This is a genomic window from Clostridium sp. AF15-41, from assembly GCF_003604095.1.
Classification (GTDB): domain Bacteria; phylum Bacillota; class Clostridia; order Lachnospirales; family Lachnospiraceae; genus Coprococcus.
In genome coordinates this window covers 44,124-59,117 of sequence record NZ_QTMQ01000007.1, presented here as the reverse complement: position 1 = coordinate 59,117, position 14,994 = coordinate 44,124, and the positions used below count along the sequence as shown (strand labels likewise).

Sequence of the window (14,994 nt, the reverse complement as noted above, 5' to 3'; positions counted from 1 at the left end):
CTTTCACCATTTCCCAGCAAGGAATCTAGTTCCCATATAATCCGCGTCATGTTAAAAGTTTCCATAAATACTCGATTTATCTTTAATTTAATTAATATTTTTTCGATACAGGACTCGTTGCCTGCTCCAGCCATATACGTTCTTCCTCCGTCAGATGTGGGGCAATCTTCTCATACACATTCTTGTGATATTCATTCAATCGTTGGAGCTCACGATCTGTCATCAGTTCCGGTATCAAAGCTTCGGTGTCAAATGGAACCCAGGTCAGCGTTTCAAATTCCAGAAATGTTCCATTTGCTTCCGCTTCTTTCAAGAATACCTCCGGAAGCTTGCCTGTCGGTTTCCCTGCTTTCTTACAAAGAACCAGATTCTCATGACGGATGCCAAACCTTCCTTCTATATATAAGCCCGGTTCATCTGATGTGATCATACCTTCTTCGAATACTGCTGTCGGTCTGCGTTCTTCCATGATTCGGAAGTGTATCCTGTTTGGTCCTTCGTGTACATTTAACAGATATCCGACTCCATGACCGGTGCCGTGATTGAAATCCAGGCCATACCGCCACAGTGGTTCACGCGCCAGATAATCGAGATTCTCACCACGCGTTCCATGCTTAAATCTTGCTGCTGCCAGATTCAGATGTCCGATCAGCACCAGTGTATATGCCCATTTCTCTTCCTCTGTCAGAGTTCCGAGCGTGATTGTTCTGGTGATATCAGTCGTTCCCTCCATGTAATGACCGCCACTGTCTACTAATAAGAAGCTCTCCGGTTTTAGTTCGACATTTGTCTCCTCAGTCGGTTCATAATGTACGATCGCGCCATGTGGACCATATGCAGCTATCGTATCAAAGCTCGGCTCCAGATAACCCTTCTGCTCTTTTCGGAAGGATTCCAGTTTCTCTGCTGCCGAAAGCTCCGTGATTGTCTCTGTTCCGATATGATGCTTGAGCCAGTAGATAAATTTCGTTACAGCAACTCCATCCTTGATATGCACATTCCGTTCATTTTCACACTCTACTGAATTCTTCTGTGCCTTCATCAACTGAACCGCAGACGGTTCATCGACCACTGATATACCATCCGGTATACAACTTCTTAATCTGTAATTGGTCTGGCAGCCATCCAGCAATATCGTCATCTGCTCTGCCTGTTTATGCGTATGAATAATCCCCGGCAACCGCTTCAGATCCGTATAGATTTCATTATACGGATAAATCGTAATTCCATCAACGACAAGTTTGCGGATGATTTCATTGTTTAAAATCGCATCATTGATATATAAACGGCAGGCTTCATCTGCGATCAGCATATATGACAGGAATACCGGATTACAGTCTATATCATTGCCCCGCAGATTCAGAAGCCACGCGATCTCGTCCAGCGCAGAGATCACCCGGACATCCGCGCCTGCGGATCTTATTGACGCTCTGACACGCGCAAGCTTATCCGCACGGGTTTCACCTGTGTATGAAAATGGTAATTCAAATACCGGCTCATGTGACAGCTCCGGTCTGTCCGCCCAGAGTTCATCGACCAAATCCAGTTCACCATTTAAAGTGACCTTTTTATCGCCCAGTTTGCCAAGCATCCTGTCAGCAAAATCCAGACTGACGGTTCTTCCGTCAAAGCCTACAACCTTTTCCGGTTCCAGATGGTCATACAAATATTCCTCGATCGTTGGAACGCTCGGCTGTCCACTCTTCATCAGTTCGATCGTACTGCCTGCAAGCTGTGCTTCCGCCTGAATGAAATACCGTCCATCTGTAAACAATGCCGCCGTATCAGGGAGCACAACCAGTGTTCCGGCAGATCCTGTAAACCCGGACATATATTCTCTTTCCCTGAAATATGCTCCAACATATTCGGACGCATGAAAGTCATCTGTTGTGATCACATAAGCATCTACACCTGTTTCATTCATTTTCTCACGCAGCCCTGCCAGCTTCTCTATTGTCGTCATCATATTCATATTCACCTTCTCATGTTCTATATATTCAGATCATTTTTTAAGTGTTCAAACAATGTTCTGTATATTTGCAACGGTCAAAACCATATCTCTGTCTAACGTTTCCGATTACTAATATCAAAATATCCAGGCATACACATGACCGTTCACGAATATCTAATCGACCGGTTTCAGGTAAATGCCGGAAAATGCCGGAAGGTCAAATCCGAAATCTCCATTTACACCTTTGATCGTCTTTTCTGTATCTTTTGTGCTTCCCCCAAATTTATTCCAGTCACTGTTGATCAGTACCTTCATTGTATCACCATTTCCATAATTAAAGTGATAATTTTTATATATAAGTCCCGACAGGTTTAATACAACAATCACCTTATCTTCATTTACTTCACGCTGAAAGATATAGACAACATCATTTTCCTTACCGCAAAGGATCCATGCAAATCCGTTCGGATCATCATCCCATGCAGATAATGCCGGCTCTTTCATATAAATCTTATTCAGTGCTTTCATGTACTGGTGGAAGGAATCATGGTTCGGATATTTCAAAAGATCCCAGTCCTGCCCGCGCTTCTCATCCCACTCGCGGAACTGTCCGATCTCATTTCCCATAAAGTTCAGCTTCTTGCCCGGATGCGCATACATATAAGCATATAACGCCTTTGCCTGTGGGAACTTTTCTTCATACATACCCGCCATCTTCTGAATGATCGTTGCCTTTCCATGTACAACCTCATCGTGTGACAAAGGAAGCAGATACCGTTCGTTATAGTTATACATCATCGAGAATGTCAGGTCATGATAATGCTCGCCGCGGACAAATGGAAGTGTACGGAAGAAATTCAGTATATCATTCATCCAGCCCATATCCCATTTGTAATCAAAGCCCAGTCCACCATATTTTGTTTCTTTCGTTGTACCCTTAAAGTCTGTCGAGTCTTCGGCACACAGGATGATCGAAGGATGACGATCCTTTAACCCCTGATTCATATTCCGGATAAAATCAACCGCCCGGTCATTTACACCACGGCTCTCATCGCCCATCCAGTAGATGATACGGCTGATCGCATCCATACGAAGTCCGTCAAAATGATACTCTGACAGCCAGTAATTCGCCGCAGACTGTAAGAAACTCCGCACTTCTCCTTTGGAATGAATGAAGTTCATGCTTCCCCACTCACTGTATCCCACATCGTTGCTTGGATATTCATACAATGCCGTGCCATCATATCTGGCAAGTCCATAGCCATCAAGTGCGAAATGAACCGGAACAAAATCAAGAATTGCGCCAATATTATGCTGATGCAGAATATCGATCATTTCCTTCAGGTCATCTGCTGTTCCATATCTGGATGTCGGACTGAAAAATCCGGTATTCTGATAACCCCAGGACTGATCGGACGGATGCTCGGAGAGCGGCATGAACTCTACATAATTATATCCCTGCTCTTTCACATATTCCGCAAGCATCGGAGCGATCTCCTTATAGGTATACCAGCTCTCCGCTACCCGGTTGCTCTCTGCGATCTCCTCCGATGTCAGCGGATTTCCCTGTTCATCAAAGACCGGTTTTGTGCGCCAGGAACCCAGATGAACTTCATAGATGTTAAGCGGACTGCCCTGACATACACTACGGTTCTTCATCCATTTGGCATCATGGAAACGATAAGTATCCATATCTCGGATAATGGATGCAAATGCCGGACGCAGCTCCATGCCGAAGCCATACGGATCACAATGCTCCATGCTGCTGCCGTCTCTGTGATAGATCTTATACTTATACATCATGCCCGGTCTTGCTTCCGGCACAAATACCTTGAAAAAGCTGCCGTCATAACAGCGTTCCATGACCGTCTCGTTCCAGTCGTTGAATTCACCAATCACATTTACCCCCAGTGCATTCGGTGCATATGTGACAAATTCCACACCACTGACAACTGTCTTCTTTCCTGTGACCTCTTTCTTCACATGCGCCCCCAGTTCTCTATATGCATCAAAACTTCTTCCGGAATAAAATTCGTAAATATCCATGTCATTCTCCTTTGTATTTGTACAATAGATGTTTCTTTATTGACTATAGTAAATTTATAGATTAAAATAGACATGTTTATTATATGAGATTACAAAAGCTGACACCATAGCCAATAATTGAATAACGTCAATTTATTGACCATAGTCAACAAATAGTAAATCAGGAGATCGCAATGGATTTAAGAATACAGAAAACCAAGAACAGCATTTTCAGTGCTTTTATAGAATTACGTGCGGCGAAACCGCTCGAAAAGATTACGATCCGGGAGCTGACCCAGAAAGCAAATATCAGCAAACAGACATTTTATCTTCATTTTAAAGATATCTACGATCTATCGGAATATCTGGAAAATGACGCGATCACGTCACTGGTTGCAGACATTCCAAATCCGGATCTTATCATCACAGATCCGGCTGCCGCAGCCAGACTGCTCTGTACCGCATTTATCACACAGGGACATCTGTTCAACATTCTTTTCCCGGATGATGACAGAAGCTGTGGCGTGCTCACCAACAAACTGGAAGCCCGCATTAAGGAACTGATCTTTATCACGCACCCGGAATTCAAAGACAATCTGGAGAAAAATATCACAATTTCTCTGCTGATTCAAGGAAGCGTACATACTTTCTTAAAATATAAGGAAGAAGATACCGAGCAGGTGATCGAGATTCTTGCCGATACCATCGGAAGGATTGCCGACCATTCTTAATATATTAACGATAAAGAGCTGCCACCAGTATATACGCCTATTATTCCGCAAAGCACTTGCGTTCTATTTTCACGTAACAGTACTAAACTCCCTGCCATTCGACAGATCGTTAAGGACTGACGTGAAAAAAGGTTTGCTTCATAATAGTATATATACTGGTGGCAATTCTCTATCTGTCTTATGAAATTAAACTAATTTTTCTAAAATTGTCTCCGTCGATTTCTTTACATCTGGTTGTATTATTGCTGTAACATTTGCTGTTTTACCTGCCATATTAAACACCACTCTTCAATCAAATTGCAATACAGAACAGTCTGAATAAACTAATACTTAATACCATATGTTATCCTTATTATCCACTTGTTTGTATCTAATATTTCTAATAAAACTCCTGGCGTCTGAGCTGTGTATACGGCTTTGATGCCCGTATCTTTTTTACGGTTGACAGATCTGCGTCTACATATACGATCTGCTCTGTATCATCAGCTTTTGTAAGAACATTTCCATGCGCATCAACCACGATCGATTCTCCGGAAAAGTGCATCTCATCCTCTGCCCCGACACGATTACACATAGCAGGCATAACACTGTTCTGAAATGCCTGAACCCGCAGCTCCCACTCAAACATCTCGGAAGTTTCTGCCTTTGTATTAACTGTCGGGATCAAAATAAGAACCGCACCTTGCCAACCCACACATGCTATTGTATATTTAAAATAACAATTTCTTGGAAATGGGGAATGATTATGAATTACGCATTTACAAACGGAAAAATCTTGAACGGAACAAAAGATATGAAGATACAGGAAGGGCTCTGTATTCTGGTACAGGAAGAAAAAATTACAGACATCGTACCGGACACAACTGATCTTCATGATTATACAGTCATTGATCTGCACGGACATTATATCCTGCCCGGACTGATCAATATGCATGTGCATCTGGCAGGAAACGGTAAGCCTCAGAAAAAACAGCGTGACAATGAGAAGCTGGTCAATACCATCATGGGCTCCTCTTTGATTCGTGCGATCGCTTATAACATGGTAGCAGGATTTGCACGCGATGAACTGTTAAGCGGTGTCACGACCATCCGAACCGTGGGTGGACTCGGTGATTTCGACACCCGTCTGCGTGATGAGATCAAAGCCGGAAAAAAAGTCGGTCCTCGTATTCTGGCTGCCAATCAGGGCATCTCGGTTCCGGGCGGACACATGGCAGGATCGGTTGCGATCGCTGCAGCCACAACCACGGATGCTTTAAAACATCTTGAAAAATCCGAGAAAGAAAACGTCGATCTGATCAAACTTATGATTACCGGCGGCGTACTGGATGCAAAAGGAAAAGGTGTACCGGGAGAATTGAAAATGGCACCGGAAATGGTTCGTGCAGTCTGCGATAAGGCGCATGCAGACGGCTACATTGTATCTGCTCATGTGGAATCTCCGGAGGGCGTTCGTATTGCTCTCGAAAACGGAGTTGATTCGATCGAACATGGTGCAAAGCTGGATGATGATATGATCCGTCTGTTCAAAGAACGCGGCGCCTTTCTGTGTACGACGATCTCCCCGGCTCTTCCATATGCATTATTCGACCGTTCCATTACGAATGCAACAGAGGTAGAACAATACAACGGAAATGTTGTTTTTGAAGGCATCATTGACTGCTCCAAAGCTGCCCTTGCAAATGACATTCCGGTTGTCCTTGGTAATGACGTTGGCTGCCCTTGGATCACGCAGTACGATTTCTGGCGTGAGCTTTATTACTTCCACAAATATGTCGGAGTATCAAACTCCTTTGCCATCTATACAGTAACCGGAAGAAGTGCGGAACTTGCAGGAATCGGTGATATCACCGGCTCTATTGAAAAAGGAAAAATGGCGGATATGATCGTTACCGCAAAGAATCCTCTGGAAGATCTGCGTGCTCTACGCAATCTGGAAATGGTTGTCACAGGCGGTACGATCATCGATCATCCAAAAATCAGGAAAAGAAAACAGGTAGAAGCCGAGCTGGACAAATTCCTATAGAGCATATGATTTCTAATCATTCCTCAAATATTTTGACCTATACTCTACCGCTTCATTGCCTTGAGCGCAGCTTTTTCCTCCGGTGTGATACGGAAGGATTCCTGCATCTTCTGGATTGCTTTGTTAAACGTGAAATCATCCAGATGGTTGTTATCTAAAAATGACTTTGTCTGCTCCGGACATTTTACATAAGCTTCTGCAAGTCCCCATGCAACACCCATTTTCAGATAATAGCCATCATTCTTCATATGATCGTATGCATATAACACCTTATCAATATAGGCATCATTCAGATAATAATTCAACATCATAACTGCTACAAACCGCAGTTCAAACTCACGATTTCTCTCGTTAGCAGGCTTACCATCGATTACTCCCTGCTCGTCCAGATATGGCATCAGGAAATCCCACACTTCCTGCTGATACTGGTTTGCAATCTTAAAGGTATTACAGCAGGTATCGCAGATCGACCAGTCATCGATCTTTGGTATGAACCGTCCCATGTATGTGAGAATGTCGTCGATCTTTCCTCTGGCATAGCCAAGCACGATGCCCTGTAGCATGACTTCTTCAAAGGTATCATCCCTTGCACCATCCAGATACTCCTTCCAGTTTACAGACGCGATCTCTTTCGCCATTTTGCGCAGCACCGGAATCCGAACGCCGATGATATTTCCTGCTCTCGGTGACAGACTTGCTGTAAATTTTCCATATTCAACATCCATATTTTTATACAACTCATCCCGTACCAGATCGTGAACTGTATATTCATTCGTATCTCCCATTTTTCCTCCTGCACCCATATCGTTTAGAATTTAAACACCTTGCCAACCTCCGGTGTATAGCCATCCAGATAAGAAAGGATCTCATCTATATCTGTCATCACCTGATAGATCTCGTTTGTTACATGATTCATAAAACCCTTCTCGACACATTCATCCATCATCTGAAACAAGGAATTAAAGAATCCATCCTGGTTATAGACAATGATCGCCTTGCCATGTCGTCCAAGCTGCTTTAAAGTCAGCACTTCAAAAAATTCCTCAAATGTTCCGATTCCACCCGGCACCATGATAAATGCATCACTCCGATCCTCCATGATCTGTTTCCGCTCACGCATCGTCTCTGTCCGGATCAGCTCTGTACATTTGTCATAGATGATACCATCCACATTAAAAAATGTCGGTGCAACGCCAACGATCTCACCGTTTCCGGCACTTGCTCCTCTGGCGGAAGCCCCCATAAGTCCTCTTGCACCCGCACCAAATACTAATGTGTGTCCTCTCTCTGCCAGCTTCTTTCCAAGATTAAAAACCGCATCCATGTATGCCTGATCAATGTCATTGCTGGATGCACCAAATATACATATATTCATACTGTTACTCCATTTTCCTTTTATCACTGTTCATCGCTCTGTGAGCAACCTTATCCTATAGTATGCTATAGAGTTCACTGAAATTCAAATTATATTCTTATAAACCAGTCCAGTTCTTCCACCCGGTCGAGATTCTCATCCGAATGTTCGATCTCTCTGGAATACCGGTACACCAGTTCGATCAGATCAGCCATCTCTAACTTCTCACTGCACTTTATCCATCTGGCGAGAAGCAGTAGGAAGATTACTGTCACATGACCCACCGCGGAATCTATTTTACCAAGAATATTCCCATCATAGACCGCACCTAACAAATAGATCGAGATAAAATAAACAACGATCTGCTCCAGCACGATCTCAAGTGAAGGCAGGCTGCTGTTTCCCCACCATGACAGAAATCGTTTCTTATTCTCTGTGAAACCGGATTCCCCCAAATCAAACAAAAGCACTTCGGATTCCACCAGCACATCATCCCAGTCCTGATATAACAGCTCCAGCTCCTCTGACAGGAATCTCATATGCTTCCGGAACAGTTCATATTCATCTTTCACGCAGACTTTATCTGTATCCTCACATTCATCCCAGTCGATCAGATCCCCTTCTTCATAATGTCTCTGTGCGGAAGCACCGATCTGCAATACTTTTCTGATCCTTGCTTTCAGACTTTCTTCCCGGTTCTGGGTAATCTTCAAAATCTCCTCCCGGATATCCTCAAGATTGGAAAACAGGAAATAATCATAATCCTCAAATACTTCTTCCTCATCGTCTTCTTCACAGACAAATGTTACCGGATCTGTCTTCTGCATCAATATCCTTGCCACCTCCGGGCAGGAAAGCGATAATGAAATCTCTCTTATATTTTCAAATTCTTCCGTATGCCTTGGATATTCCCGACAAGTCGTGCATAAGCTGTCTTTTCCCATATGCTTATACATGTCGCACAGTCCATCATCCCGCAAAAATGCACATTTGCCCTTCCGGTTATGTCCGAATACGCCTTCTTCCCACTGTATATTCCGGTGAAGTGTCTGCCTGTATTCTCCTGCGTAATTCCGATATTTTTCCAGTGATTCATCATCGATCACGATCTGCCAGTCAGAACAGCAGGTGTCCGGGCATTTGTCCGCTATACATCTAAACTTTTTATAATAATCCGGATAAGAATAAATCATATCTCTGCCTCACAAACATTTATTTATCGTCACTGAGAATGTTACTCTCCCATGTTCCCTTATGTCAGTGTTGAAATGCCAACGACCATTTTATCTATCCTTCAAACAAATGATACGAAACCTGAACACGGCAATTCCTATTATATTAGACCTGCATAAATGAATCAAGCTCGCAATCCAGAGAAATTATTGACAAACGATAATTTTAATGATATTTTGAAACTGTAATTATTGTTTTTCGATAATTTTTAGATAAAATTAGCTATCAGAAAGGATATAACCATGAATCAGATTTTTACAACTCCGTTTGAATGGATCGCAGTATGGCTTCGAAAGCTTTCATTATCCGGAAGCTCCGGTAACTGTATCGCGATCATACTTTATATCATTATCTGCTGTCTCCCGGCAATCGCATTTCTACTTCTTTGTCTGAGGAAAAAGAAGATCCGTGCAGACTATCTGTTACTCGTATGCTCCGTTGTCCTCTTTATCGGCATTTACCTGATGATAAATCCGGGGCTTATGGCCCCCTATTTTCGTTATTCGATACCTATGATCGATCTGGCAATATCGACAACCCTGTGGTCAATCTTTATCTGTTACATCATTCTCCGGGTTCTTGCCATGATCCGGCATGCAAATGAGATCAATCTGGCAAAGATCGCACAGGTTTTCATCATTCTTGTAATGATCATATCAATCATTAATATCTGTTTCATAAAGCTTCCAAAACTATGGGCTTCTGCAGATCAAACAGGTTCTGACCTGTATTCCCGGATCATATCATCAGAAGATGGTGCTGTTATGCTTGATAATGGCAGCATGGGATCATTTCAGCCTGACCGCATTCCGTTACTCCTCTGCGACCTGGTTCCATCCCTGTTATTCATCTGGGTATTGATCGCATCCTTCCGGCTGTGCCGTTCTCTGAAAGACAGTCATTTCTCCGATCAGACGATCCGGGATGCAGGGGCACTCTCCCATCTGTGTGTAAGAGTTCTCTGCATTACGGCAGTGCTTGAAGTTGCTCGGAACATCCTGCAGCTTCTTATGCTTCCGTCACTTTCAGATACGACCTTTACCGTACCTCTTCCTATTTTAGAGATCCTTCTGACCGTAACGGCATTTATCCTTGCAAAGAAATTCGAGACAGCACACACGCTGGAAGAAGAAAATGAAGCATTCATTTAACACGGAGGTTTCATATGGCAATTAAGATCAATCTGGAAAAAGTCTTAAAAGAAAATAATATGACTTCCAAAGAATTATGCAAAAAGATCGGCATAACCGAAGCAAATCTTTCCATTTTGCGAAGCGGGAAAGCAAAAGGTGTCCGATTTACAACCATCAATAAAATATGTTACTACCTGCACTGTGATGTAGGCGATATCCTGTCATTTGACGGAAATCTTGATGAGGAGGAAGAAGCATGAAGAAATTTTTATCTATAAGTATACTGACCCTTTTAGTTCTGACTGTCCTTTCCGGCTGTCAGCTTGCAAAGAAAGAAAATACCCCATCTGCAGTTACCAAGCATCTGGTTGGTATCTATTGTACAGCAACACCTCTGGATGATCAGGAAGAACCGATTTCCTGCACATATGATCAGAAAACAGATACTTTCAAACCGGATAATCCCGATATCTCCGGCTGCTATCTGGCTGCAATTAAAGTTGATGTATCCAAAGAAGAAGGAAATTTTTATTATTCGTTCTGTTCCGATATGATGGCTGAACCATCTATAAACATTTCCGGTTCCGATGGAACGAGCACTACCTCCTATGAGTCTTCATCCCATACACTAATCGGTCAAAGCAATTATATGTATCCACCCGATGGTACCACAGAAGCTTCCTTATCCCTTTCCGGCACTCTCTATGTTGATCCGGACAAAACAGATTATTCCACAGATTCAGATCTTTATTATATCTATCTGAATCTAATCTATCAGAAAGAAAATGGTGATCTCTTTATAACACCCGGCTCTCCTGTTTCAATCATGAGCGAAGGCGAATCAACGACTCAAACCTTCTCTGAAAGCTACACAGAATCGAGCATCGATTCCAATGCCACTACAACGAATACGATCTCCCTTATGGTACGATCCATTTCTGATCCTGTAGACAGCTACACCTTCTATGGTATGTCCGATGACAATACCGTACTTTGGAGCGACACACAAAAAGCAGCCACCCTCACCGATGAACCAATATCCTTAAAAGGTGCTTCCTATCTGCTCATAAAGGAAGTGTCCACCAAAGGCATCGTATCCTACGATGTCCTTGCTCATACGGATGATGACGCAGAAACCACAGATCCTGACTACCGCAACCGCTATATCGCAACCGACAGCTTTTACTATCAGCCTTCAGAGATCCATATAGTGAAATAGATGGGCGAAAAATATAGCCGACTGTCCGGCTCAGATACTTTTCATTCCGCAAGACGCTCCCGCTCTATTCTCATGTAACGGTACTAAGCTCCCACTTCCGTGGATCGCTAAGAACCGACATTTGAATAGGCTTGCTTCATGAAAATATCTGTTGCCGAACAGCCGGCTATATTTTATCCCTGAATTATGATATCATTCATAGCATAAACATAAAATTCAGAAAGGAGGATAAATAATGTTACATAAAGATTTTTTAAAATTATATTGGAAACAGTATCTCTCATTAGAAAAAGATCTCCTGCAGATGGATGATTATGTAACCATTGACAGCAAAAACTATGGATGCTTTTCCAATAACTTTGCGAAAATATTTATGATGGCATGTAGTGAGCTTGACTCACTGGTCTTAAAATTTGATGAAATTATCAGAAGGGATCTTTTTATAGAAAAGGCTTTGCCTAAAAGCTTTCCACAAAAATTAGATATGTTGCTTTACAAATATAAAAATTTACACAACATGAGAATTTCCACTAAAGCAGACATATGCGAAATAAATTTTGTTCCTTTTACAAATTTCACAGAGAATGAAACGGACGGCTGGTGGAAAGATTATAATCTCGTTAAGCACAACCGAACGGAAATCAATTCAGGCGGAAAATACAATTATGAAAAAGCCAATTTAAAGAATACCATGACTGCATTGTCTGCCCTGTATCTGGTTTGTTATTTATTTGATTCATACATATCTGAATCAGACGCTGAATTAATTCCAGAAAGCCGTCTATTCACTATTATGAAATAACTAGCTACAATTCAGCCACAAACAGAAAACACCACGGTATATATTCAAGGAACAGAACTCGGGCCGGGCTTATACTATTATGAAGCAAACCTTTCCGAGCGTCGGTACTTAGGCTGCGTCTTGCGCAGCCTTATGTACCGCTACGCCGAGGAATAGAGCGAAAGCGTTTTGCGTAATAATAGATATAAGCCCGGCCCGAATTCGTCCCTTAAACATACACCGTGGTGTTTTCGTCTGCTACTTTAAAGTCTCTCGACAACCTTGTTGAGGACCTCAATCTCTTTGGCCTTTGCGGTCATAATATACTTCTCAAAACGATCAAGGCAGTTCACATTTCCTGTGATGGATGTCTTGATCAGAAGGTTTCTTGCTGTCAGCATATTGTTGACAACCTCCATGTACTCGTCAAGAATCTCATTATCATAAGCCAACACACCTTTTGCCATCATATACTTCAGGCGTTCATTCATCAGAACCTTATGATCGTATAACAGGTGAAGTGCACGGATATCAAAATCAGGCTCATCTCCTGAAAGCTGCTTTTCGATCTGCTTATATACTGCATCGTATACATTTACACCGAATACTGTATCTGAGAAACGATTTCTCATCATACGGAAATGATTCTTGGAATCCTTTGCGTCCAGATATTCAATCAATGTATCCTTGATATATGCCACATCCAGATCATAATACATCTCAGCGGTATTCTTCTGGATCACATATAAACCACGTCTGCCTTTATAATCATCCTTAAACATATGATCTTCGGATGCTGTTATGATATCGTAACCCCGCTTAACATCCTCAAAGGATACAGTTGAATAAGAATAATGCTCACCAAACGTAAAATCACCAACATGAAATTCTTCCTTATCCTTATCATAGCCAAAGATAAATAACTCATGTGGGAATTTGTAATCTGCACCGGAATCGCACAGAATCTTTGCCTCGTCAAATACACCATAGACATATCCGTTCAGGTCGATCGTTTTAATAATGAAGTTAATGATATCTCCACAGTAGCTCTCTACCTGCTCTTTTGTCATCAGTGAGAACAGAAGATATGGACACTCCTTCAAAGAACTGCTTCCCGGCATCATATCTGCCAGAAGCATCTCATCTCCTGTGAAAATCTCCTCAATATTATAACATCTAAGCTGGATGTAATTGCTGAAGATCCAGTTCTTAGCCTTTTCGTCATCCCCCAGAATTGAGAATAATGTTGCATGCCACTGCCATGATGTAATCATTGGGTAGCTGACCGGCAATATCTTTTTATTGCTCATGATTATACCTCCCTTATCTTCTCTAGTTCAACTTGGCTGCAACAGCGGCAACCACATCATTCATATCATAATACAAACCCAATGCGAGTTCTGAATCCTGAAATTCAATATTGAAATCATTTTCAAGTTCTACGATCAACTGAATAATCGATACAGAATTAACCCCATATTCTTTTGTCAACTCGGCTGTCATGTCAAGCTTGCTGATGTCAATCTCCGGCATAACACAAGCTACAGCCTGTAAAACCTTTGCTTCCAAATCCTTTCTGTCCATTACTGACCTCCTATCTGATATTTTGGAACCCGAAAAATTATATCGTCAGGTTCTTTTTGTTAATATTTACCAAATACCGTTATAAACATTGTATATGTTTTAACATTTTTTTTCAATAACTTCTTATTATATTAATAGATTTTATTCTTTCCCTGCATCCAGAATCAACTGCCGGACTGCCTCAACTGCGGTCTTTACTGCCATGTCCGTATCGTATGCCAGTGGATTCTCAAGTCCCGCTGCTTTCCGCTCCTGATTTCCGACTACCAGATAACAGGCTCCGACCTTCACGCCCAGATAAGCCCCTACGATAAATAACGCCGCGGACTCCATCTCGGACGCCAGACAACCCATCCGCTTCCATGCCTCCCATTTGGCTTCCAGTTCATAGGACACCGGCTTGGTTCCCGGCTCATGCTGTCCATAGAAGGAATCCTTGCTCTGAACAACTCCGGTATGGTATCGGACTCCCGTCGTCTCGCAGGCTTTTGTCAGTGCCTGAATGACCGGATAGCTTGCAACAGCCGGATATTCGATCGGAGCATATTCCTTTGATGTACCCTCCATCCGAACAGCACCGGTTGCCACCACGATATCTCCTCCCATGATATCTAACTGCATCGCGCCACAGGTTCCAACCCTTATAAATGTATCTGCGCCACAATGCACCAGTTCCTCCAATGCAATCGCTGCTGATGGTCCGCCGATACCGGTCGATGTTACACTGACCTTCTCGCCCTCCAGATATCCGGTATATGTCACGAATTCCCGGTTGTCCGCAACCAGCTTTGCATCATCCAGATAAGCTGCGATCTTCGCTGACCGCTTCGGATCCCCCGGCAGGATCACATATTTTCCGATCTCGTTCTTCCCGGTCTTTATGTGATATTCCCGTCCTGATTCTTCCTGATAGATCATACTTCCACCTCCGTTTCTGTCTGCTTTTGTTCCGATCAA

At 42.7% G+C, this 14,994-nt stretch carries 15 protein-coding genes; 6 read left to right on the top strand and 9 right to left on the bottom strand.

Going from position 1 to position 14,994, the window contains the following annotated elements; all coding sequences use genetic code 11:
* Positions 1-91: 91 nt before the first annotated feature.
* Entirely contained in the window at positions 92-1,966 is a 1,875-nt protein-coding gene (locus tag DWW43_RS06725; protein WP_119963133.1) for an aminopeptidase P family protein, read from the bottom strand.
* Positions 1,967-2,125: 159 nt separating this feature from the next.
* Complete coding sequence (glgB, locus tag DWW43_RS06720; RefSeq protein WP_279221092.1) at positions 2,126-4,027, bottom strand: 1,4-alpha-glucan branching protein GlgB; 1,902 nt, start codon at positions 4,025-4,027, stop codon at positions 2,126-2,128.
* Positions 4,028-4,170: 143 nt separating this feature from the next.
* On the opposite strand from glgB, the gene DWW43_RS06715 reads away from it, so the two are divergent.
* Positions 4,171-4,707 carry a TetR/AcrR family transcriptional regulator gene (locus DWW43_RS06715; protein WP_008400525.1) on the top strand — a complete coding sequence of 179 codons (537 nt, stop codon included), beginning with the start codon at positions 4,171-4,173 and terminating at the stop codon, positions 4,705-4,707.
* A 379-nt stretch (positions 4,708-5,086) separates the two neighbouring features.
* On the opposite strand, the gene DWW43_RS06710 is transcribed toward DWW43_RS06715, so the two are convergent.
* A complete protein-coding gene (locus DWW43_RS06710; protein ID WP_243104414.1) occupies positions 5,087-5,374 on the bottom strand; it encodes a carbon-nitrogen hydrolase family protein in 288 nt (95 codons plus the stop codon).
* A gap of 78 nt (positions 5,375-5,452) precedes the next feature.
* On the opposite strand from DWW43_RS06710, the gene DWW43_RS06705 reads away from it, so the two are divergent.
* Positions 5,453-6,733 (top strand): amidohydrolase family protein, encoded by a 1,281-nt coding sequence (locus DWW43_RS06705; protein ID WP_119963132.1) that lies wholly within the window; start codon positions 5,453-5,455, stop codon positions 6,731-6,733.
* A gap of 44 nt (positions 6,734-6,777) precedes the next feature.
* On the opposite strand, the gene DWW43_RS06700 is transcribed toward DWW43_RS06705, so the two are convergent.
* The 3 genes from DWW43_RS06700 to fliB all read right to left on the bottom strand — a co-directional run bounded on the left by DWW43_RS06700 (position 6,778) and on the right by fliB (position 9,280).
* Positions 6,778-7,518 carry a DNA alkylation repair protein gene (locus tag DWW43_RS06700; RefSeq protein WP_243104413.1) on the bottom strand — a complete coding sequence of 247 codons (741 nt, stop codon included), beginning with the start codon at positions 7,516-7,518 and terminating at the stop codon, positions 6,778-6,780.
* A gap of 23 nt (positions 7,519-7,541) precedes the next feature.
* Entirely contained in the window at positions 7,542-8,108 is a 567-nt protein-coding gene (locus DWW43_RS06695; RefSeq protein WP_119963098.1) for a TIGR00730 family Rossman fold protein, read from the bottom strand.
* Between the two features lie 89 nt (positions 8,109-8,197).
* Positions 8,198-9,280: a flagellin lysine-N-methylase gene (fliB, locus tag DWW43_RS06690; RefSeq protein ID WP_119963097.1), complete on the bottom strand. Its 1,083-nt coding sequence runs from the start codon at positions 9,278-9,280 to the stop codon at positions 8,198-8,200.
* 282 nt (positions 9,281-9,562) lie between these two features.
* On the opposite strand from fliB, the gene DWW43_RS06685 reads away from it, so the two are divergent.
* The 4 genes from DWW43_RS06685 (at position 9,563) to DWW43_RS06670 (ending at position 12,474) form a co-directional block, all read left to right on the top strand.
* Positions 9,563-10,471, top strand: coding sequence for a DUF2975 domain-containing protein (locus DWW43_RS06685; protein ID WP_119963096.1), 909 nt, complete (start codon positions 9,563-9,565; stop codon positions 10,469-10,471).
* A 14-nt stretch (positions 10,472-10,485) separates the two neighbouring features.
* A complete protein-coding gene (locus DWW43_RS06680) occupies positions 10,486-10,713 on the top strand; it encodes a helix-turn-helix transcriptional regulator (protein ID WP_008400533.1) in 228 nt (75 codons plus the stop codon).
* Positions 10,710-11,672: a hypothetical protein gene (locus DWW43_RS06675; RefSeq protein WP_119963095.1), complete on the top strand. Its 963-nt coding sequence runs from the start codon at positions 10,710-10,712 to the stop codon at positions 11,670-11,672. The genes DWW43_RS06680 and DWW43_RS06675 overlap by 4 nt, the downstream gene beginning before the upstream one ends.
* Before the next feature lie 235 nt (positions 11,673-11,907).
* Positions 11,908-12,474, top strand: coding sequence for a hypothetical protein (locus DWW43_RS06670; protein WP_119963094.1), 567 nt, complete (start codon positions 11,908-11,910; stop codon positions 12,472-12,474).
* A 242-nt stretch (positions 12,475-12,716) separates the two neighbouring features.
* On the opposite strand, the gene DWW43_RS06665 is transcribed toward DWW43_RS06670, so the two are convergent.
* The 3 genes from DWW43_RS06665 to udp all read right to left on the bottom strand — a co-directional run bounded on the left by DWW43_RS06665 (position 12,717) and on the right by udp (position 14,955).
* Positions 12,717-13,763 (bottom strand): hypothetical protein, encoded by a 1,047-nt coding sequence (locus DWW43_RS06665; protein WP_119963093.1) that lies wholly within the window; start codon positions 13,761-13,763, stop codon positions 12,717-12,719.
* 22 nt (positions 13,764-13,785) lie between these two features.
* Complete coding sequence (locus DWW43_RS06660) at positions 13,786-14,037, bottom strand: acyl carrier protein (protein ID WP_008400537.1); 252 nt, start codon at positions 14,035-14,037, stop codon at positions 13,786-13,788.
* Between the two features lie 141 nt (positions 14,038-14,178).
* Positions 14,179-14,955 (bottom strand): uridine phosphorylase, encoded by a 777-nt coding sequence (udp, locus tag DWW43_RS06655; RefSeq protein ID WP_008400538.1) that lies wholly within the window; start codon positions 14,953-14,955, stop codon positions 14,179-14,181.
* Positions 14,956-14,994 lie beyond the last annotated feature (39 nt).